Source organism: Paenibacillus aurantius (assembly GCF_032268605.1).
Classification (GTDB): domain Bacteria; phylum Bacillota; class Bacilli; order Paenibacillales; family NBRC-103111; genus Paenibacillus_AO; species Paenibacillus_AO aurantius.
The window spans coordinates 3,188,888-3,207,778 of the sequence record NZ_CP130318.1 but is presented as its reverse complement, the minus strand read 5'-3'; the positions used below and the strand labels follow the sequence as shown (position 1 = coordinate 3,207,778).

Below are 18,891 nucleotides of genomic sequence, written 5' to 3'. Positions count from 1 at the left end.
TCCATTATCCCTGAAAGGGAATAAAATCGATAAAGGACTACAATGATGAGGAGGGATCATTTGGAACTCAAGGAACTGGCACAACAGCTGCCGACCGCCCGGATCTCGGGTGATACCGCGATCGAAATATCGGGCCTCTCGATTAACACGCGTACCCTTCAACCAGGAGAGCTGTTTATTTGTATTCCAGGCGTAGAGGGGCTGCAGGAAGACCGGCACAGCTTTATTAAAGATGCGTTAAAGGCGGAGGCCGCCGCCTTGGTTGTCGAAAGGGAAATAGAAGCGGAAGTGCCGGTCATCCGGGTAGAGGATGCACGCTATGCTCTTGCCGTTCTCTCTGCCCATTTCTTCGATTATCCAAGCTCCAACCTGAAGCTGATTGGGGTAACCGGAACGAACGGGAAGACCACAACCACCTACCTCATCGATGCCATCCTCTCCCATGCCGGTTACCGGACGGGAAGGATGGGGAATATCGGAACCAAGATCGGGTCCACCTTTTACGAGACGGATATCAACACGCAAGATCCGATCCGCCTTCAATCCAATTTACGGAGAATGAAGGAGATCTCCGCTGATTTTTGTACGATGGAGGTTTCCTCGCAAGGTCTGGATTTGGGAAGGGTGCTCGGTTGTGAGTTTCGGACGGCCGTTTTCACCAACCTTACGCAGGACCATTTGGACTATCACGGCTCCATGGAGGAATACCTGGCCGCCAAAGGACTTTTATTTTCAAGGCTGGGCAATTCTTTCTCCAAGGATCAATCCAAACGCAAGTTTGCTGTTCTAAATGCCGACGAGGAGGCCTCCTCTTATTTGAGAAAGGTGACTCCGGCACAGGTGATAACCTACGGGATCGATAACGCGGCGGATGTGAGAGCCAAAGACATTCAGCTCACCTCAAGAGGCACCCGATTTACTGTAGAATCCTATGCGGGTCAGGGAACCGTGGACATGAACCTGATAGGAAAGTTTAACGTGTATAACGCCCTGGCCGCCATAAGCACCGCACTTGCGGAGCAAATTCCACTGGAGACTTGTGCAGAAGGGCTGTCCCTCCTGCAGAACGTCCCGGGCCGCATGGAAGTGGTGGAAGAAGGCCAGGATTATCTTGTTATCGCCGACTATGCTCATACTCCAGACGGGGTAGAGAAGACTCTTTCCGCTTTACGGGAATTTGCCGGGAGGAGAATCCTAACCGTGTTTGGCTGCGGAGGAGACCGGGACCGCGCCAAGAGACCCATCATGGGGCGAATCGCTGCCAAGTACAGCGATTATGTTATTCTGACGTCCGACAACCCGCGTAAAGAGGATCCTGACCAAATCATTCAAGACATGGAGCCCGGGTTATATGAGAATCAGGCGGTGATTTGCCCTTACGAAAAACAACCCGACCGGCGGCAGGCCATTCGGCGCGCCATATTCATGGCGGAGCCAGGGGATATTGTTCTTATAGCAGGAAAGGGACATGAACCTTACCAAATCCTGCATGACCGCACCATACCTTTTGATGACCGCGAAGAAGCGAAAGAGGTCATATGCAGCCGCATGAAAGAAGAATCGAGTTGAGAACAAGGGAGCCGCTGTTAAGCGGCTTCTTTTCATGTTCGGCCCGTAATTTGGAGCCGGATTACGAATCCTTTAGTAGTTAGAGTTACGGCCCTAATGGCAAAAAATTCTGATGAGGCTCTTAAGGTATAATGGATATAACCACGAGAGGGCCAAAACCTTTTCAATCCAACAAGGAGATATGCAACCATGAATTCAACGAAAAAAGTCGTCCTTACGTCTCTCGCTGTCATAGTTGTTCTGTTTGGAGGGGCCTTGGCCTATTTCAGCATCACCGATCAGGCGGCGCCCTCCCCTGCCACTCCTCCTTCCGAAGCCTCTCCGGCTCCTAGTCCAAGTTCCAGTCCAAGTCCGACTCCAGCGGCCTCCGGAGCTCCTGAAGCGACGGCCGATTTTACCATGGGCGAACCCTTCGCCAAGCAAGCTTTTCTTCAACTGGCGAATGGCGAACGGAAAGAACCGGAGGAGGAAAGCACCATAGTAGCGCTTATGCACCACATGACCCATCAAAAGGTTAAAGCGGACGCCAAGTGGACAAGCGTTCAAATGCTGCCCGACCGAGTGGAGACGGTTGTCCAGATCGTGGAGCACCATCCGGAGTGGGAGCACCAGAAAAAGCTTCTGGAGATAGCCCGTAAGTGGAAGGCAGGAGACTTCTCAACCGTCGACCAGGACCATAATTTCTTCTGGGGCCTGGAAGGCGGCAACTTGGGAAAAGCGGAAGGAATTTTAAGTGCAGTTGAAGAAAAAGAGTTTATTGAAAAAACCTTTAAATAATCCGATCCGTTCCTGACCTCTGACATAAAGACGAGCAGAACGGGCAAAAACTACAAGGGCACCGGACTAAAACCGGTGCCTTGCATTCTTTAAAATATTCCTTGACAGGAATATTCCTTTAAGTGTATATTTAGGTCATCAGGAAAACGAACCCGATGGGAAGGAGAGAAGCCTATCCGATAGACCAGCACATGATGAGGTGAGCGGCATGCCAGGGAACCATAAGGCATTGGAGATGACAACACTAAGCGCATTAGCCGCAAGGATCAGAGTGGATATCGTGGAACTGCTGCGGCACGGTCCCTTGACTGTGGGGGAAATTGCCGGCCGGTTGGGGGTAAGCCAGCCTCATGCCTCGAAGCATTTGAAGATTCTTACCGACAAGGGTCTGCTCGAAGTAAAGGCGGAAGCCAACCGCCGGAACTATAAGCTGCGGCCCGGACCTTTTCAAGCGATGGATTCGTGGGTTAGAACCTTCCGCAGCGAAATGGAGGAACGATTCGACAGCTTGGAGAATTACTTAAGGGAAGTTCAAACAAAAGAAGACCTATAATGGAATGAAAATAAGGAGGATGAAGGTAAATGGCTAATCAAACGATGGTTTCAAGAGTGGAGAATGAACGGGTGCTGGTGCTGGAACGAGTCTTTAATGCGCCGCGTGAGCTTGTATTCAAAATGTTTAAGGATCCAGAACATCTTAAGCGCTGGTGGGGACCACGTGGCTGGGAGCTTCCCGTATGCAACATCGATTTCCGTCCGGGCGGCGTATGGCACTACTGCATGAAATGTGTCGATAAGAACCAGGGGGATTTTTACGGTATGGAATCCTGGGGGAAAGGCATTTATGGGGAGATTGCCGAGCCGGAAATGTTCCAATATAAGGATTATTTCTCCGATGCCGAAGGCGGCGTTAACGAGACCCTTCCCGCAACCGAGATCACGTTGGAATTTATTGAAATGGACGGGAAGACGAAGCTCGTTAACCGCGCTCAGTATGTTTCGGCGGAAGCCCTCAAGACAGTTATGGATATGGGAATGATGCAGGGCATTACCGAAACATGGGATCGCCTGGAAGAGCATTTGAATTCCGTTAAGTAAATTAACCAAGGGAGAGAGGCCCATGATTACGAGAATTGGACAGATTATGCTGTATGTGAACGACCAGGATAAGGCCGTCAAGTTCTGGACGGAGGTCGCCGGATTTCAAGTTCTCTATGAAGAGAATAATGGGGAGGGCTTGAGATGGATGGAGGTGGCTCCTTCCAAGAGCTCCGAAACCAGCCTTATTCTGCATAACAAAGACTTCGTTGCCAAGATGTCTCCGGGATTGAACCTTGGGACGCCATCGCTCATGTTCTTTACCGACCAGTTCGATCAACTCCACCATGACCTGTCCACTAAAGGTATAACCGTTGGCGAGATCGTCGAGCTCCCTACAGGAAGAGTCTTTAATTTCTCCGATTATGAAGAAAACTACTTTGCCGTGATGGAGAAGAAGTAAGGCATAATCTCAAAATGAACCTTGCCTAACGAGGCGGCTGACCGATAAGTCGGCCGTCTTTTGTTATGCCTGAAGTGTGATTAGTGATGACCGATGCTTTGGCCATTCAAGGTACAGGGGCAGAAGGAGTATTCCGGGGAGTGTTGATCTACGCCAACGTGATCGAATCGGACCTCGGACCGAAAATAACACCCATCGGCTCCCTGGCTACCTTGTTGTTAAGGCTGCATGTGCGGTCCCGCAAGGGGATCCGGATGAGCTGCCGCTATTCCGAGCAGCCGCAGCTATTTCCTTTGATGGACGTTGTAACCTTAGAGACAGGGATCCTTTGGACAGGAGCAGGTGTGCAGCAAACGTCGGGAAGAGATCGGGCTTCCGCCGATTCGAATTCCGAGTCCGCTTTCGTATAGAATACTTCCCAGGAGTTGCCTTCCGGGTCGGTTACCCAAATTTTGTCCTGAACGGCATAGCAGCAGGTGGTGTCCATTTCATCGAAGGATACGAGACCGGCTTTCTGCAGGCGTTCTTTAACCGCCAGGACCGTTTCCTTGCTGTCTACCTGAAAACCAAGGTGGTTTAGTACGCCTTTGTCTTCATAGGGACGAACATTCAGGGAGAAATGAAGAGCAGGCTGATTCAATTCGAACTTGGCGTAGTTTTCCTTTACTTTGGTCGGTTCGGCGTCAAAGAGCTTTCGGTAGAAGGCTAGGGAAGCTTCTAACTTTCTCACGTTAAGGACAACATGCATTTTCATCAACTTAATCATCCTCTCTTTATGTATGGATTAGCAGCAAGGTGCGCAGCAAACGGCAGGTGATTTCTGTGGAATTCCTTTCTGTGCGGCTATACGAATCCAAGAAGGAGAATGGATGGGCAAGGTGCTCCATTTCCAAGTGTTTTGGAGTTTTTTTATCAATTCTTGTTCACGCTGGTGCATAAGACTCTCGGTAAGAAACCAATTTTCATTCAAGATAATCACTCCCGTTTAATAATAATTGATAAATGCAACTATTGGTTAAAAAGAAACTCCTTTTTATAAAGGAGGGGTGCAGCAGTTGGGGCTTTTACTCATGGCCGTGCTCAGCAGGTGAAGACTTTCCAAGACCTGATCCTTTTTGTCAGAGGGGATATTCTTGAAAATCTCCTGAATATAGTCTTCCATGGACTGGGCAATGGAGTGTGCTTGGGCTTCCCCTTCAGGGGTAAGAGATAGAACGACGTAGCGGCGGTCCTTAGGGTCCGGAATCCGGCTGATGAATGTCCATTCCACCAATTGATGAACCTGCCGGCTAAGCGTACTCGTATCGACACAAAGAATGTGGCCCAGATCATTCAAGGACTGGTTAGGACGTTTAAGGAGCTCATACAGAACATGACTCTGTAGGACCGTTACGCCGCAGCATTGGGCGCCGTCCTTCTGGAGCAGGCCGAACCTTCTGACCAGAACTTGAAGAACTTCTCGGACATTTACGTATGGAGGAAGCTGTTTCATTATTATCACCTGAGATAGTTATAACATGAATTAGTTGATTCTTGCAAGTATTAATTTGCCCGTTAGTGGAAATGGGTGGAGTTTGGTTTAGTTGACATAGCTATTCTAATGTTCCTACAATGATCACAGCCGCTCCGTTAAAGGAGAGAAGGAAAGGTGGTAGTGTCATGAAAGTTGAAATATGGTCCGATTTTGCATGTCCCTTCTGTTTTATTGGGAAACAGCGGTTTGAAGAAGCATTAAGCCAATTTGCCCATAAAGATGAGGTAGAGGTGGCATTCCGGAGCTTCGAACTTGACCCGAACGCACCGAAAGAGGTTGACCAGGATGTCCATAGTATGCTTGCCGGTAAATACGGCATGAGCCGGGAACAGGCCGTCGCCATGAACGAGAACGTAACCCGGCAAGCCAAGGAAGCCGGGCTGGAGTTCCATCTGGACACGCTGATCCTCACTAACACATTTGATGCTCACCGGCTGGCTCAGTATGCGAAGAAGTTCGGCAAAGACCAACAGATAGTGAAAGAGCTCTTTCAGGCGTATTTCACCGACTCAAAGCATTTGGGCGACCCGCAGGTGTTGGCTGACTTGGCCGGGAAGGCCGGGCTGGACCGGGAGGAGACTCTCCGGATCCTTGCCGGTGATGATTATTCCGCCGAGGTACGGGAGGAGGAGGAAGACGCCGGCCGGCTAGGCATTAATGCGGTCCCGTTCTTCGTGATCGACCGCAAGTATGGGGTCTCCGGAGCCCAGCCAAGCCCTCTGTTTCTCGAAGCGCTGCAGAAGGCATGGAGCGAGTCGCAGCCGCTGCAGGTGCTGAATGAGACGATCTCGTCCGAGGGATGCGGCGATGGCAGCTGTACACCCGGCAACAAACCTTGAGATGAAGTCGAGTGAGATCTAGTACAGTGTAAATAAAGGGCTCATAAAAAAGGGATTAATGGCAGGCGAACCGCCTTCCTTAATCCCTTTTCTCTATGGATTGGATATTCCGTTCTCTTCCGCAAGCACCCGGTACTGCTTGGGGTTCATGCCTACAATTTCCTTGAACACCCTTGAGAAAGAACGGGTATGCTGAAAGCCAACCTCCTCAGCAATATCCGTTACACTCATATCGGTGGAGGCGAGCAGACTGAGGGCACGGTGAATCCGCAGGGTATGTAAGTAGACGGTAAAATTCTGGCCGGTCACCTGCTTGAACAGCCGGCTGATCGAGGAAGAGCTCGAATGAAAGACCTGGGAGATTTCTCGAAGATTGATCGGCTCGTTGTAATGCTGGTGTACATAAGGTACCAATTCTCCGATATGGCGCTTCTTGGGCCGGGGAGGATCTTCCGTCTCCGTGTGACCGGCTAGGTGACAGCGCAGCATAAGAAGCAAGGCTTCCGTTAGCTTCGTCCGAAGATACGTGTTTCGGCCGTACCGGTTGCTTTCATATTCCTCTTTAAGGTTTACCATGAAGCTTTCCATTTCCAGGGTTTGCTTTTCGTTCAATTGATAGTAGGAAGGAAGCTCGAGACCAACCTTAAGAAGGTCGCCGATCCACTCCTGCTCATCAGGGGAATGGGTCAGAATAGCTAAGTCAAACATGCAGGAATAGAGTACAATCGGGGTCTCGGGATGGCTTTGAATCTCGTGGATATGATGAGGCATCAGGAAAGAAACCGTGCCTCTTCGCATGGTGTGGGTCTTGCCGTGAATCTTTTCCGAACCCAATCCTTCAATGACCAGGGAGAGTTCGGCAAAATCATGATAGTGGAGCGGAGAGCGGACTTTAACGTTATGCAGAACGTACAGAGGGAGCTGACCGCTGCGATAAAAGTTAGTTTGCTTCGCGTCTTGGTAAACCGGAAGAACGGAAACCATACCCTCACCTCATTAGGTTGGCTTGAGCCCAAAAAGAAGCTCTTTCGGCCTCATTATAGCATGAAACCTTGTCTTATAGAGGAGGTTTCCGTCCGGCAAAAAAAGCGGTCCCGGCCTTGTTGGCTTAGGACCGCTTCTTCGTTTATCTACCAAGTATCCCCTTGTCTTTTGATGACGACATTATCAAAGTGGGCCTGCCCATTGGTAACCGCTATATTGCTGTGTCCCAAATACAGCTTGAGCGTATCGGTCGCGGATGCGGGAGCCGTGAACGTAAAGGAATAAGTTTGCCACGAGGATCCCGTAAAGGTAAGGCTTCCAAGTGTGGTTCCCGTGGTTTCATCGTACATCCACACCTTCCCGCCGGCGCCTGATCCGTCGGTCTTTCCGTCAAACGTTACCACATAAGCGGCGGAAGCCTGCTCCTCATCCCAGCGCTGGTAAACGGTCTGGGCCGTAGAGCCGTTCGAAACGAGAGTCAGTCCATAATCGCCAGAGGCTTTCTGCGAAGCGTTCCGGTACGCAGTAGAAGAGGTAGATCCTGCCCGGGTCCAGCGGGAAGGACGGGTGCTGTCATCGCTTGCCTGAAGCTCAAATCCTTGGTTTACGAGCTTCACCGGGTCCCATCTCATTATCTCGGCAAGGACGAGACCGCGGATGCCGCTATTCAGCGCAAGCCCGCTGTCATCATACTGATAGGCGGCTATTTTCCAGGCGGTGTTGTCAAACTGAGCAAGCTTGGTCCAGCCCGGGATATCCAGCGTATACAGATAATCCGATGAGGCGCTTCCTTGGGTCCCGTTTACGTAATTATGAAGCTTGGGAGCGGTAAGGGAGCCATTCCACAAATTAGCGGTTAACGTATCGGTCAGCTGCTCCAATTGGGTCCCGTTAAAAACAAGCCCATGGTTATAGAGCTGCAAAGCGGCGTTGATGTCGATGTTCCCGTGGGAAGCGTCCTCAACAGCAGATCCTGCATAGGCGGCATAGTCCCACACATAAGAGGATCCGCTTGCCGTCAGGTGGTTTTTGAAGTAGTTCCCCATCTTCGTGGCTTTGTCCAAATAGCCGGTATTGCCATTTACATCGTAGAGAAGAAGCATCATTTCCGAGAAAACGAGAAATTGGTTGAAGGGCAGAGGGTTCAAAACCGTTGAGGTAGAGAAGGCATTAATATTAGTCGATTCCTTGTAATATCCCTCATTGGTGGATGGTAAATCCACCCAGGTGTTGCCGACATAGCTGGAGGAGGTCTGCCATTTCGGGATGATCTCATTCTCAAGGAAAGTCTGATAGCTGCCGGCTGTCGTTACATAAGAGGATAGTGCGGTTGAATTTTGATTGACGAGCTTGATGAATTTCGCCATGGCAATGCCGATGATTCCTTCGTGCACGAGATAAGGGAAGCTTCCCGAGACCGAGACATTGTCGAAATAGGCATATCCGTTTGTATACGTATAGGTATCGTGACCCAGCCAAATTTCCAGTGTGTGACCGGCTGCCGGTGTCGTAAAGTTAACGCTGTAATCTTTCCATGCGGTGTTGTCTACCACGACGCTTGTCAGAATAGTGCCCGCCGTCCGGTCGTAAATGTAGGCTTCGCCCTTGGCGGCAGAACCGTTGGTCTTCGCCTGGAAGCGAAGGTTGTATTTCGTGTTTGCCTCATACCCGGTGAGAGGCTGGTAAAGCTTCTGCCAGGAGGTGCCATTCGTCTTCAAAACAAGTCCGTTCGAATCCGATCCGGGATAGTAGTCACCCGAGGTGCTGGACACATAAGCGGTGGAGCTCGTCGACTGAAAGCGGGTCCAGCCTGTCGGGAGAGTGGTATCGGACGAGGAGCGGCTTGCGAAGGTTCCGTTGGTCGTGACCACCGGAGAATACCGGTGAGCCGTCCATCCAAGATACCCGTCACCATCGGGATCGGATGCATTTGCCACCATCGTGTCGGCATGGGTTTTGAATTTGGTCAGCCAGCTGGTGTTCTTGGTCAATTCATATAAGGCCAGATACCCTTCCAATACGTAACTTTCTCCCCAAGCGAGGAGAGCGGAGTCCTCGCTGGTGTAATATTGATTTCCATAAGCGTTATCATAGGCTGCATACTTGTCGTACCATGGATTGCCGGATGCATAAGCAGGGACGGAGTAGACCATAAGCAGCAAACCAACAAGCACCATGACAATTTTTTTACTCCAGGAATGGCCCTTTCTCATCTTCAAGTGAGCTTACCTCCTTCAGATTGATCTTAAGCCATAGATTGCTTAAGAATGTTGGCTTGCTGTCCGTCACCTCCCTGGTCTAAGTATGAGAAAGATTCGTAGAAGAAAAGGGACGAAATTTTCCCTTCAGCGGTTGTATTTTTAATTATTTGAATTTGGTTGAGGGAGACATCTTCCTTCCGTTGAGCGTAGGTCCGATTAATAGTAAGATTAAAGTACCGACGATCGGAAGCAAACACGGATCCCTAAGATCAGTATGTTCATGACCCAAAGGAAGAATAAACATGACGCAATCTATCGTGAAATTAATTCCAATCGATGAAACCTTTGTTCCTCGTTTGGAGGATACGGACCAAGCCGTCTCCCTACTAAAGACGCTTTTTAAGGAGACCATTGAAGTAAACCGCTTCGAAGAGATTGAATTTATCGACCAGGGGAGCAATTTTGAACAAATTGTCTGTCCCGTTTGCTCAAAGGAGATAGATCCCAATTGGTGGCAAGAGGAAATGAATAAAGCTTACCTGACCAAGTTCCGTAACTTGATGACCATCCTGCCTTGCTGCAAGGCAAACCTATCCTTGAATGAATTGGGATATACCTGGCCAGCCGGATTCAGCAAATATTGTATTGAAATTCTAAACCCGTCGGAAACCGCTATAATCTACGAACACATAAAGGAACTGGAGGATCTTTTAAAGACCAAGCTAAAGATCATTCTCAGTCGCTATTAATAGAGAAGTAGGCGAGTGGCGACAATAGGATATTAGGATAAGGAGGCCGATCATGAAAATCGCATTCTTGATCATCGACATGCAGAAGCTGTTCCTCGATGATTCCGTAGACAAGCGCCAGATAGAGTCAGCGTGCGAGTATATCAACTATGTTTCGAATATCCTGCGCAAGACAGGCCATCCCGTGGTTCACATTCAAGATATGGAGGGCCGTCAGCACGATCTCAATCCGGAAGTCCGGAACATTATTCCACAGATTGCCGTGGAACCGGACGATCTTCGGGTGGAGAAAGAATACTCCAACGCTTTCTGGCAAACGAATCTGGAGCAGCTTCTTCGCGACCGCGGCGTGAAATTCGTGGTGACGGCGGGCTTCTCCGCGGAATACTGCGTCACCTTCACGACCAATGGCGCCGCGGAACGGGGGTTTCCGGTCGCCATTCTCCAGAAAGGATTTCTAAGCCAAGACCCGGATGCCGTGCGCTCGGTTTATCGGGACCGGCAGGTGGTGTCCTATTCGGCTATCGAATTTATGGCGAAAGCCTGCCAGGGGTTGAGTTAATTATAATTAATCTTTCCCTTTATAGTGGACGATCTTAATGATATGTTTGTGATGTAAAAATAAATCGTAACGAGGTGAGGACAATGAAAACAAAAAAATATACGTTTTATCCTCATGGTGCTTTTTAGTTATTTTTCTACGAATTCATTAGGCTCTGAGGGTAGGATTCACTCTCAGGGCTTTTATATTTAGGCAGAAGGAGCGCTTAAGCTTCCTAACTGGTCTATGACAGCCACTCCCAGAGTGGCTGTCATTTTTTTTAGGACAAAAAGTCGGTCAAGGCAACCACTCCATTAGGGGGAATAGATATTATGTTTGAACAGGCTCCTGCCTGGAGATTAGGGGAGGACCCGTTTCGTCGTCACCTTGTTCCAAAGGATAAGGGGCCCCCTTCTTGAGGTATCGTTTTAACTTCGGCATCGTTTCCCGTTATTCACCGCTTTGCTAATAAGAAAGGATGATGCTTTATTAAAAGACTCGCTCAATATTTTCGCTCCTTACAATCCAACCAGTCCTCTTACGGTATAATTTACGAAGACCCAACCTATTGGAACCATGATGTTGCCTATTGCATTGACCGGACCCATAAACTCACCCTGGATAAACCATGTATCACCATAAAAATCCCATTTGACCGACTAGGCTTAGATGAAAATAGGGATCCGGTGGTTCTCTCCGATTTTGCCCTAAGGGAATGGGTTCCTCATATCGAGGCATTAAATGAATCCATCTATAACCGCTCACGTCCCGATAAAGAAAACGGTGCTTTTTATTGCTTTCGTCCAACGAATGCGGTTCTGCACCGTAATGCCTCTTTTGTCGAAGTCCTGCCGGACAACTGCTATTTATGCTTGATGATTACGGTTCAGCTCCCCTTCCAGAATAATGATAAAGCGATGCGCATGCTCTGCAAAATGCTTCCAAAAGCGGTAGAAAAGCTTATTGCCGAGTTCGATCTCATCCAAATGCAGGCTGCCTATGAATTGGCAGATAAACAAAATAGGATTCGAGAATGGCTGAAATCCAGTGATTATTGTGCGTTTATTGCGAATGGCAGCATTTTGCCAAGAAATAAAGACAACAGCGGGCCGCTGGAGGGTGCCTTGCCTTTTACATCCCCGGAAGATGTTGAAGTTGAAATTTGTGGTTTGCGCGGAATGGGGATCAAACAGGGAGTGACGGTCATCACCGGCGGTGGTTATTCGGGGAAAAGCACCTTGCTGGACGCACTTAATTCAGGGATTTACAATCATATCCTGGGCGATGGACGAGAATTTGTGGTTACCGAACAAAGTGCCATGGAAATATCGGCGGAGGAAGGCCGTTCCATCAAAAATATCAATATTACGCCTTTCATAAAATGGATACCCCATGGTTCGGCTGAACAGTTCTCGACGGACTACGCCTCCGGTTCCACCTCACAAGCCGCAAATATTATGGAAGCCATCAACATCGGGTGTAAACTTCTTCTTATAGATTAAGACAGAAGTGCCACGAATTTTATGATCCAAGACATCAAAATGCGTTCCTTAATCAAGCATGAACCCATTACCCCTTTTACGGAACGTGTCAGGGAGCTTTATGAGGCAGTTGGCGTATCTTCCGTTCTTGTTATTGGAGGCAGCGGTGAATTTTTATCCGTTGCCGATCAAATCATCCTGATGGACAATTTTGTGCCCAAAAACGTAACCGAGGAAGCAAAACAGTTATGTAAACACGACAAACCACGCGAACGGGTCCCCTTTACCAAGTGGGAGATAGAAAGAAAAATAACCGCCGATCACTTTTCGAGCTATCCAAAGGGTAGTGGGACAGAAAAGCTGATGGTCTCATCCATGGGATACCTGATGATAGGTGATGAACAAATTGATTTCCGAGGGCTTTACAATATCACATCGCACGCCCAGCTTGCCGCTATTGCCTTTTTACTTCGAAAAATCGCTGTAAGCAATCAGGATCGCCTCATCTTCCTTCATGATAAGATCAAAAAAGTTCTTGATGATATGGAGAAGGAAGGGGTGGACATTGTATTTTCTTCCTTTTTTCCCGGTTTCGAAAGATGGCTTGAATTACCAAGAATTAATGAGGTATTATCTGTCCTAAACCGAATGAAACATTTGAATTTCATTCAGTCTGAGCCCTCTGAACACCTCTAATTACGACATAATTATACGTTTATCCCATTAGGAGACGGGTTGTAGAGGCCCTGCCTGATATAGAGCAGGGCCGTGTCCGTGATTCAAGAAAAGCAAAAAGGAGGGAACCAACCTGCCGGCTACTGTAGAGATAAGAAGACCCGCTTACCAGGATCTAAACGAACTGGATCATTTGATGGAGCTCGTGATCACGGATACCTTTGACAAGGAAGGAATCGCCCATTTAACGGATGAGCGGCAGCAAGAAATCGAAGCCAAGCGAAGAGCCATTCGATTGGACCTGGAAACGGATGGGAGAGAGAGGCATTTTTATTTGGCTCTCCATGCTGACCGGATCATCGGAACGGTGGAGGCTGGGCCTTCCAGCAGGCTTATTCATGACCTTACCCAAGGGGCCATGGACCAGGTGACCGAGGTGGGGACGGTGTTCGTTCATCCCGGCTATCAGGGACAGGGAGTCGGAACTCTTCTTCTTAATGCCATTTTGCTGCACTTGCAAGGGAAAGGGGTTTCCGAATTTTGTCTCGACAGCGGGTATCCAAGGGCGCAGCAGCTATGGACGAAGAAGCTCGGAGAGCCGGCCTATCTCCTACCTGATTATTGGGGAGCCGGGATGGATCATATGATCTGGAGATGCAATATGGAAAAAATCGTGACAGGTTATTCTCCTAAAGGAGGTTTAATATGATTATCTCTCTTCGACGGGAGGCAAAATACCGCTGTGAGGATTTCCAAGAAATTCGAAAAGTCCTCCAAGACCAACAAGCTCGATATGTTACGAAAAAGCAGCAGACCGATCGGATTTACAAGGTTCCTGATCCTCTCACCGGGACCTACTCCAAACGGATCAAGGTAAGAAAAGAAGAGGACAAGCCTTTTATGGTGTACATCTATAGCAGGCGGGATCGAGAAGTAGAGATCGAATTTGATTATTTTGAGTTGAACGATCCTTCAATTGTCTCCATGTTTGACACTCTCTATGGTCAACCTGTCCTGATTACAAAGGTTAGGGAGGTATGGACCAAAGGTCACGCGATCTTTCACCTGGACAGCGTGGAGGGAATTGGCCTCATTTTCGAAATGGAGCTTCTGGAAAGCCTGGTTTCATCGGGAGCCGAAGAGGTGGATCGACTTTTGCAGCCGTTTCAGCCTTATCTTCTAGAAAAGATAGAAGGCTCTAATGAGGATCTTCTCTCGGGAAGGGATAATCGCAGTGACATCTTTTAGCAATCAACCGGTCTACCCGGCTCGTTCATCAACTCAATGAGATCGGAGGGATGGTCGGCTGCCAAGGTGCGGGCGGGCGAATCCCCTTGCTTGCGGTAACGGGTGATCATCCGGTAGGGGGGAGCCAGTTTCAGCAGAGGAAAGGATTCGGGATCGCGCAGGAAGCGGGCCAGCGCCTTCTCTGCTCCTTCTCGGATACGTGCCCTCGCCACGGCAGGGTGGAGATGGATGGCAGAGAGGTTGCGGCTGCGGTAAGCGTCGGTTTCGCATTCGTCTCCTGATCCGGGGACTTTTCCCTGCTTCACGCTGACGGTTTCGATTCCGCCGGTCAGCTTCCTCGCCTCCTCTACAAACGCTTCGTCACCGGAGCCGAATATCGACGGGATCCCCAGAGCGGCAGCACAAAGGGCGACTTTGCCGAATTCTCCTACCGATAGACCATTAATCGTACAGTCGAGCACGTCATAGGACCCCGTATGCGGCAGGTGGGCATAGTCCGTTCCCGCTTTGGCATGCTGCCCGACCCAAGCGATAGCCGAATAGGTGCTATCCAGATAAAACGGATAGGGCTTAGGAAGAAAGTACCTTATGTACGAAACGCGGGGGTCAAGTAAAAGATGATTGACCCCTCCCCAGCCATGACCGTCGACCACGTGGATTTCCGTCGCGCCTGCAGCATAAAATCCTTCCACGGCCGCATTGACCTCCTGGGTCAGAAGCTCTTTGCCTTCCTCGTAATAACTCCCGCCAGGCTCACACCAATCCTTATTATTAATAACTCCGCTGACGCCTTCCATGTCCGTCATGATGTAGATCTTCATGCTCCCTCATCCTCTCGTCCTAGAATTCACGCCTATTTTTAGAAAAATAACGAACCTCTAGTGAAAATATTGGAACGCAGCTAAGCGGGTTATCGATTATCGTAAAAAAGTAAGCTTAGCTCAAGAAGGCCGTCCCGGTCATCGATGATGACTTTTGGAACGACCTCTCTTCTTATGGCTTGGGATAGGAACCGGCGTAACCGAGGCTGCGGGAGAGCTTCTCTGCAACCTGCATGAGCAGCTGGCCGTATTCCTGGAACTTCTGAACGGGCAGGTTGCTTTTCAGTGTCGATACGCTCACCGCGCCGAACATTAGCCCGTCTTCCATGAAGATGGGCGCACCCAAGCAGCGAACCCCGATCTCGCCCTCCTCATCGTCCACCGCATATCCGAATTGGCGGATCTGAACGAGATGCTCCCTGAACTCCCGTTCATTAGTAATGGAGTTGGGGGTCAGGTTGTTGAATCCTTTGGAGAAAACCACTTGAAGCTCATTCTCCGGTAAATACGCTGCTATTGCTTTTCCGACGGAGGTCGTGTTCATCAGCTTCCGTTCTCCCACGTAGGAGAGGAACCGGATGGTACCGGGGCCTTCGATTTTCTCCAGGCAGACGGTTTCGCCTTTCTCGTAAGCACAGAGATGAACGGTGAAATGAGTGTCATCCCGCAGTTGTTCCAAATAAGGAACGAAAGAATCTTTGATGTTTATGTTCCGCAGCGAAGACATCCCCAAACTATAAAGCTTTAGTCCAAGCTGAAACAAGCCGCTGCTATCCTTGCGCACCCAATTATAAGCTTCCAACGTCTGCATAATATTAAAAACACTGGTTTTGGGAAGACCTAGCTCGCTGCTAAGATCCGACAAGCTTACTCCCTTACTGTTTTTCGACAAATGGTCCAAAATGACCATCGTTTTGTCGAGAGCGGGGACGGAGTATTTGGCTTTCTGAATTTCGGTATCCATTTTCATTTTCGTTCCACCTATTGAATATATTTTGAGGAAATAATCCTTATCATAGTGCGTTATCGTTCATTTTACAATATCTAAACATCAATTACAAAAAACCCGTTGACAGGAGTATGGCGGCGGATTATCCTTTATTTAGAACAACTTCATATTAATGTTCAACATATGGAACAGAACGATCGTGCTAAAAGAACTTACAAAGGAGGTGTCGGCTTTTATTGCCGCTGGTTCAGGAAGGAAAGTATGGTTACCGCTGGACGAAAACAGGTAAAAGGGGATGTTGCAATGGGATTGCTACATAGGAAACGTAAAGCGTTCGTATGGTCCTTGTGTCTTCCGGTTCTCTTGTTAGCGGCTTGTTCGAAAACAGGGGAGGTTGCACCCTCGCCAAGCGCGGCCGGCACCAATGCACCATCTAACGCGCCTTCTGCAGCTAAATCGGAATACGTCATCAAGTACATGGTGCCGGGCGGGGACGGCAAGATCAAACGCAGCGATGAAACGGAAATCGGAAAAGTGATTAAGGATAAATTCAATATTGTCATCGAATATGTCCCCTATGCAGGAAACTATGACGAGAAAACCAATCTGATGCTCGCGGCCAAGGACTACCCGGAGATCATGTGGATTCAAGGGAACATCAATTTCAAGAAATACCAGCAGGCAGGAGCGCTTCTTCCCCTTGACGAATACCTTCCGCAGATGCCGAATTTCTCCAACCGCTGGAAAGAACAGATCCCCTTTTGGAAAGCGTTATCAACCGACGGCAAGCTCTACAAGTGGGAATTCCGGAACTATGATTCCACTTCCCTTGGAACCGGGAATGATGTCTGGACCCGAATCGATGCTCTGGCGAAGCAAGGTTATCCCAGCCTCGTCTCGGAAGACGATTGGGTTAAATTCCTGAAGCAGGCGATGAAAGACTTCCCGACCGCTCCGGACGGCTCCAAAACCATCGGAATGGTCGCTCCCTTCGGAGAAGCCTGGGGCATGGCGGGGATCGCCGGAATTATGTATGAGAAAGGCGGCAAAACAACAGGCGTAGCCGGCAACGAAGGCGTCCTGTTCAGCAGTGCGGAGAACAAGTTTCTGGACTATTTCAAAAACCAGGATGTTGTCGACTCCTTTAAGTTCTTCAACCGCCTATACCGGGAAGGCATCCTCGATCCCGAGAGCTTTACGGATAAGGTAGCGCAGGTCGGGGAGAAAATGAACAGCGGACGCGCGCTTACCTCCTGGTATTCCAGTGGTACGGCAGACAATAAGAAGATCAAAGCTTCGGGTCGCGGGGACCAGCAGTATGTCATGATGCCGATCCAGAGCAACCGGCAAGTGCAGAACAAAGAACCGCGCCTGATGATGGAGCTGGATATTTATCCGTTCTACTCAACCGTCATCACGAAGAACGCCAAAGATCCGAAACGGATCGTCGAGCTGCTGGACTGGTTTGCCTCCGAGGAAGGTCAAATCCTAATGCAGGACGGCATCGAAGGCAAGCATTTCACCGTGCAGAATGGCAAGCGCGTACCTACGGACCTGTATAAGACGGAAACGAAAAATCCGGATAACCGAATCGGACTCAATCTGTTCGAAGTCTTCGGCAAAGATGTGCGTGCGGGTAAAGACGGCAAGCCTTACGGGTTCACCTACGATCCGCAGCTCCGCGATGAGCTCATTCAATCGCCTGAGTCCATGGCGGTATTCCAGAAGCTGGGTTGGAAATCGTCCATCGACTGGTGGCAGAAGAACGGCAAAGGCGCCAAGGTGGGCATCATCGGCAACATCAAGCTGGATCCAACCTCGGAGCTGACTCCAACGTATCAGAAGATGGTCGATCTGCGTGTCAAGAACACGCCGAAGCTCATCATGGCGAAGAGGGAAGCGGAATTCGACCAGATCTACAACGACCTGGTCAAGGAATATGACAAATTGAATCCGGATAAAGTCATCGCCAAGTTCAACGATATGTACAAAGAAGAAATGAGCAAAGTCAAGAAGTAATAAATCCTAGTTGCGCAAAACGTCTGACAACCGGTCGGGTAACCGGTTGTCAGGCAATCTTCGGAAAGGGGGGTGCTGTAAGGTGGCGGCAAAGCTCTATAAACAACGGTATTTGTATCTCATGCTGGCACCCGCCGTTATAGCGGTGCTCATCTTTCATTACATCCCGCTTGCCGGCTGGACGATGGCGTTCAAGCGGTACCAAGTCGGATTGAGCATATGGGATGTTCCTTGGGTCGGCTGGGATAATTTCAAAATGTTCTTCGTTCAAAGCAAGGATTACATCTACCTGCTTCGCAATACCCTCAGCATGAATCTCATGTCCATCGTCATCAATCTCTCTTTCGGGTTGATCCTGGCCATCCTCTTCAACGAAATCCGCATCCGGTTCTTCCTGAAAACCATCCAAACCGTTTCCTTTTTTCCCTTTTTCATCTCCTACGTCATTACGTATTCCATCGCCAACAGCTTCCTTGCTCAGAATTCGGGCATTCTCAACCAGCTGCTCGTCAAATGGGGCATTCTCTCGCAGGGCCTCAATATTCTCGGAGACGGCAAATATGCGTGGTTTCTCGTTGTGGCCTTGGAAGCCTGGAAATCCATCGGGTACATAAGCATCATCTTCTTGGCCTCCATATCGGCCATTCCCACCGATCAGTACGAAGCGGCCGATATCGATGGAGCAAGCCGCATTCAGAAAATATGGAACATAACCATTCCCAACCTGATGCCGACACTTATTGTCATTCTCATTCTGAACAGCGGATGGGTGCTGAATTCCAACTTCGAGCTGTACTTCATGTTCACCAATCCGACCAACTGGGAGCGGATGGAGGTCCTGGATATGTATATCTACAAATTCGGGTTGAAGCAGCTGGATTACTCTTACGCCACCGCTGTCGGAATCATCAAGACCGTCGTCAGTATCCTTCTCGTCTTCAGTGTGAATGCCTTATCCAAGAAATTTACGGAAAGATCCATTTTCTGAAGAAGGAGAATCTCT

At 49.2% G+C, this 18,891-nt stretch carries 19 protein-coding genes and 2 pseudogenes; 15 read left to right on the top strand and 6 right to left on the bottom strand.

All coding sequences use genetic code 11. From position 1 onward, the window contains the following. Positions 1-60 precede the first annotated feature (60 nt). From MJA45_RS14490 to MJA45_RS14465, 6 genes and pseudogenes are all read left to right on the top strand, one after another. The gene (locus MJA45_RS14490) at positions 61-1,569 is read left to right on the top strand and encodes a UDP-N-acetylmuramoyl-L-alanyl-D-glutamate--2,6-diaminopimelate ligase (protein WP_407083042.1); all 1,509 of its coding nucleotides are present in this window, start codon (positions 61-63) and stop codon (positions 1,567-1,569) included. A 189-nt stretch (positions 1,570-1,758) separates the two neighbouring features. Then, on the top strand, positions 1,759-2,346 hold the full coding sequence (locus MJA45_RS14485; protein ID WP_315602627.1) for a DUF6241 domain-containing protein: 588 nt from the start codon (positions 1,759-1,761) through the stop codon (positions 2,344-2,346). Between the two features lie 208 nt (positions 2,347-2,554). After that, a complete protein-coding gene (locus MJA45_RS14480; protein ID WP_315602626.1) occupies positions 2,555-2,899 on the top strand; it encodes an ArsR/SmtB family transcription factor in 345 nt (114 codons plus the stop codon). Positions 2,900-2,928: 29 nt separating this feature from the next. Beyond that, complete coding sequence (locus MJA45_RS14475; protein ID WP_315602625.1) at positions 2,929-3,444, top strand: SRPBCC domain-containing protein; 516 nt, start codon at positions 2,929-2,931, stop codon at positions 3,442-3,444. A gap of 22 nt (positions 3,445-3,466) precedes the next feature. Further along, positions 3,467-3,847 (top strand): VOC family protein, encoded by a 381-nt coding sequence (locus tag MJA45_RS14470; protein ID WP_315602624.1) that lies wholly within the window; start codon positions 3,467-3,469, stop codon positions 3,845-3,847. Positions 3,848-3,930: 83 nt separating this feature from the next. Further along, positions 3,931-4,107, top strand: a pseudogene (locus tag MJA45_RS14465) (ArsB/NhaD family transporter); the annotation flags it as partial. A gap of 5 nt (positions 4,108-4,112) precedes the next feature. Here the strand turns inward: MJA45_RS14465 and MJA45_RS14460 are convergent. Further along, positions 4,113-4,601: an ArsI/CadI family heavy metal resistance metalloenzyme gene (locus MJA45_RS14460; RefSeq protein ID WP_315602623.1), complete on the bottom strand. Its 489-nt coding sequence runs from the start codon at positions 4,599-4,601 to the stop codon at positions 4,113-4,115. Positions 4,602-4,880: 279 nt separating this feature from the next. Further along, positions 4,881-5,339: a MarR family winged helix-turn-helix transcriptional regulator gene (locus MJA45_RS14455; protein ID WP_315602622.1), complete on the bottom strand. Its 459-nt coding sequence runs from the start codon at positions 5,337-5,339 to the stop codon at positions 4,881-4,883. A gap of 167 nt (positions 5,340-5,506) precedes the next feature. Here MJA45_RS14455 and MJA45_RS14450 point away from each other — a divergent pair, with 167 nt between their 5' ends. Beyond that, on the top strand, positions 5,507-6,220 hold the full coding sequence (locus MJA45_RS14450; protein ID WP_315602621.1) for a DsbA family oxidoreductase: 714 nt from the start codon (positions 5,507-5,509) through the stop codon (positions 6,218-6,220). 93 nt (positions 6,221-6,313) lie between these two features. On the opposite strand, the gene MJA45_RS14445 is transcribed toward MJA45_RS14450, so the two are convergent. Together MJA45_RS14445 and MJA45_RS14440 are read right to left on the bottom strand one after the other, a co-directional pair. Beyond that, positions 6,314-7,204 (bottom strand): AraC family transcriptional regulator, encoded by an 891-nt coding sequence (locus MJA45_RS14445; RefSeq protein ID WP_315602620.1) that lies wholly within the window; start codon positions 7,202-7,204, stop codon positions 6,314-6,316. Between the two features lie 146 nt (positions 7,205-7,350). Continuing rightward, positions 7,351-9,423, bottom strand: coding sequence for a hypothetical protein (locus tag MJA45_RS14440; RefSeq protein WP_315602619.1), 2,073 nt, complete (start codon positions 9,421-9,423; stop codon positions 7,351-7,353). A gap of 284 nt (positions 9,424-9,707) precedes the next feature. Here MJA45_RS14440 and MJA45_RS14435 point away from each other — a divergent pair, with 284 nt between their 5' ends. From MJA45_RS14435 to MJA45_RS14415, 6 genes and pseudogenes are all read left to right on the top strand, one after another. Then, on the top strand, positions 9,708-10,154 hold the full coding sequence (locus MJA45_RS14435) for a hypothetical protein (protein ID WP_315602618.1): 447 nt from the start codon (positions 9,708-9,710) through the stop codon (positions 10,152-10,154). A 52-nt stretch (positions 10,155-10,206) separates the two neighbouring features. Next, positions 10,207-10,716 carry an isochorismatase family protein gene (locus MJA45_RS14430; RefSeq protein ID WP_315602617.1) on the top strand — a complete coding sequence of 170 codons (510 nt, stop codon included), beginning with the start codon at positions 10,207-10,209 and terminating at the stop codon, positions 10,714-10,716. An 854-nt stretch (positions 10,717-11,570) separates the two neighbouring features. After that, positions 11,571-12,437, top strand: a pseudogene (locus tag MJA45_RS14425) (P-loop domain-containing protein); the annotation flags it as partial. Between the two features lie 102 nt (positions 12,438-12,539). Further along, entirely contained in the window at positions 12,540-12,872 is a 333-nt protein-coding gene (locus MJA45_RS28650) for a hypothetical protein (RefSeq protein WP_407083161.1), read from the top strand. A gap of 175 nt (positions 12,873-13,047) precedes the next feature. After that, positions 13,048-13,560 (top strand): GNAT family N-acetyltransferase, encoded by a 513-nt coding sequence (locus tag MJA45_RS14420; RefSeq protein WP_315608025.1) that lies wholly within the window; start codon positions 13,048-13,050, stop codon positions 13,558-13,560. After that, a complete protein-coding gene (locus MJA45_RS14415; protein ID WP_315602616.1) occupies positions 13,557-14,099 on the top strand; it encodes a CYTH domain-containing protein in 543 nt (180 codons plus the stop codon). The genes MJA45_RS14420 and MJA45_RS14415 overlap by 4 nt, the downstream gene beginning before the upstream one ends. On the opposite strand, the gene MJA45_RS14410 is transcribed toward MJA45_RS14415, so the two are convergent. Both MJA45_RS14410 and MJA45_RS14405 read right to left on the bottom strand, forming a co-directional pair. Beyond that, positions 14,096-14,920 (bottom strand): M55 family metallopeptidase, encoded by an 825-nt coding sequence (locus tag MJA45_RS14410; RefSeq protein WP_315602615.1) that lies wholly within the window; start codon positions 14,918-14,920, stop codon positions 14,096-14,098. The two genes, MJA45_RS14415 and MJA45_RS14410, sit on opposite strands and share 4 nt — an antisense overlap. 172 nt (positions 14,921-15,092) lie before the next feature. Continuing rightward, complete coding sequence (locus MJA45_RS14405) at positions 15,093-15,890, bottom strand: IclR family transcriptional regulator (protein ID WP_315602614.1); 798 nt, start codon at positions 15,888-15,890, stop codon at positions 15,093-15,095. Positions 15,891-16,172: 282 nt separating this feature from the next. Here MJA45_RS14405 and MJA45_RS14400 point away from each other — a divergent pair, with 282 nt between their 5' ends. Continuing rightward, entirely contained in the window at positions 16,173-17,888 is a 1,716-nt protein-coding gene (locus MJA45_RS14400) for an extracellular solute-binding protein (RefSeq protein WP_315602613.1), read from the top strand. 82 nt (positions 17,889-17,970) lie between these two features. After that, positions 17,971-18,876: an ABC transporter permease gene (locus MJA45_RS14395; protein WP_315602612.1), complete on the top strand. Its 906-nt coding sequence runs from the start codon at positions 17,971-17,973 to the stop codon at positions 18,874-18,876. The last annotated feature ends 15 nt before the right edge of the window (positions 18,877-18,891 follow it).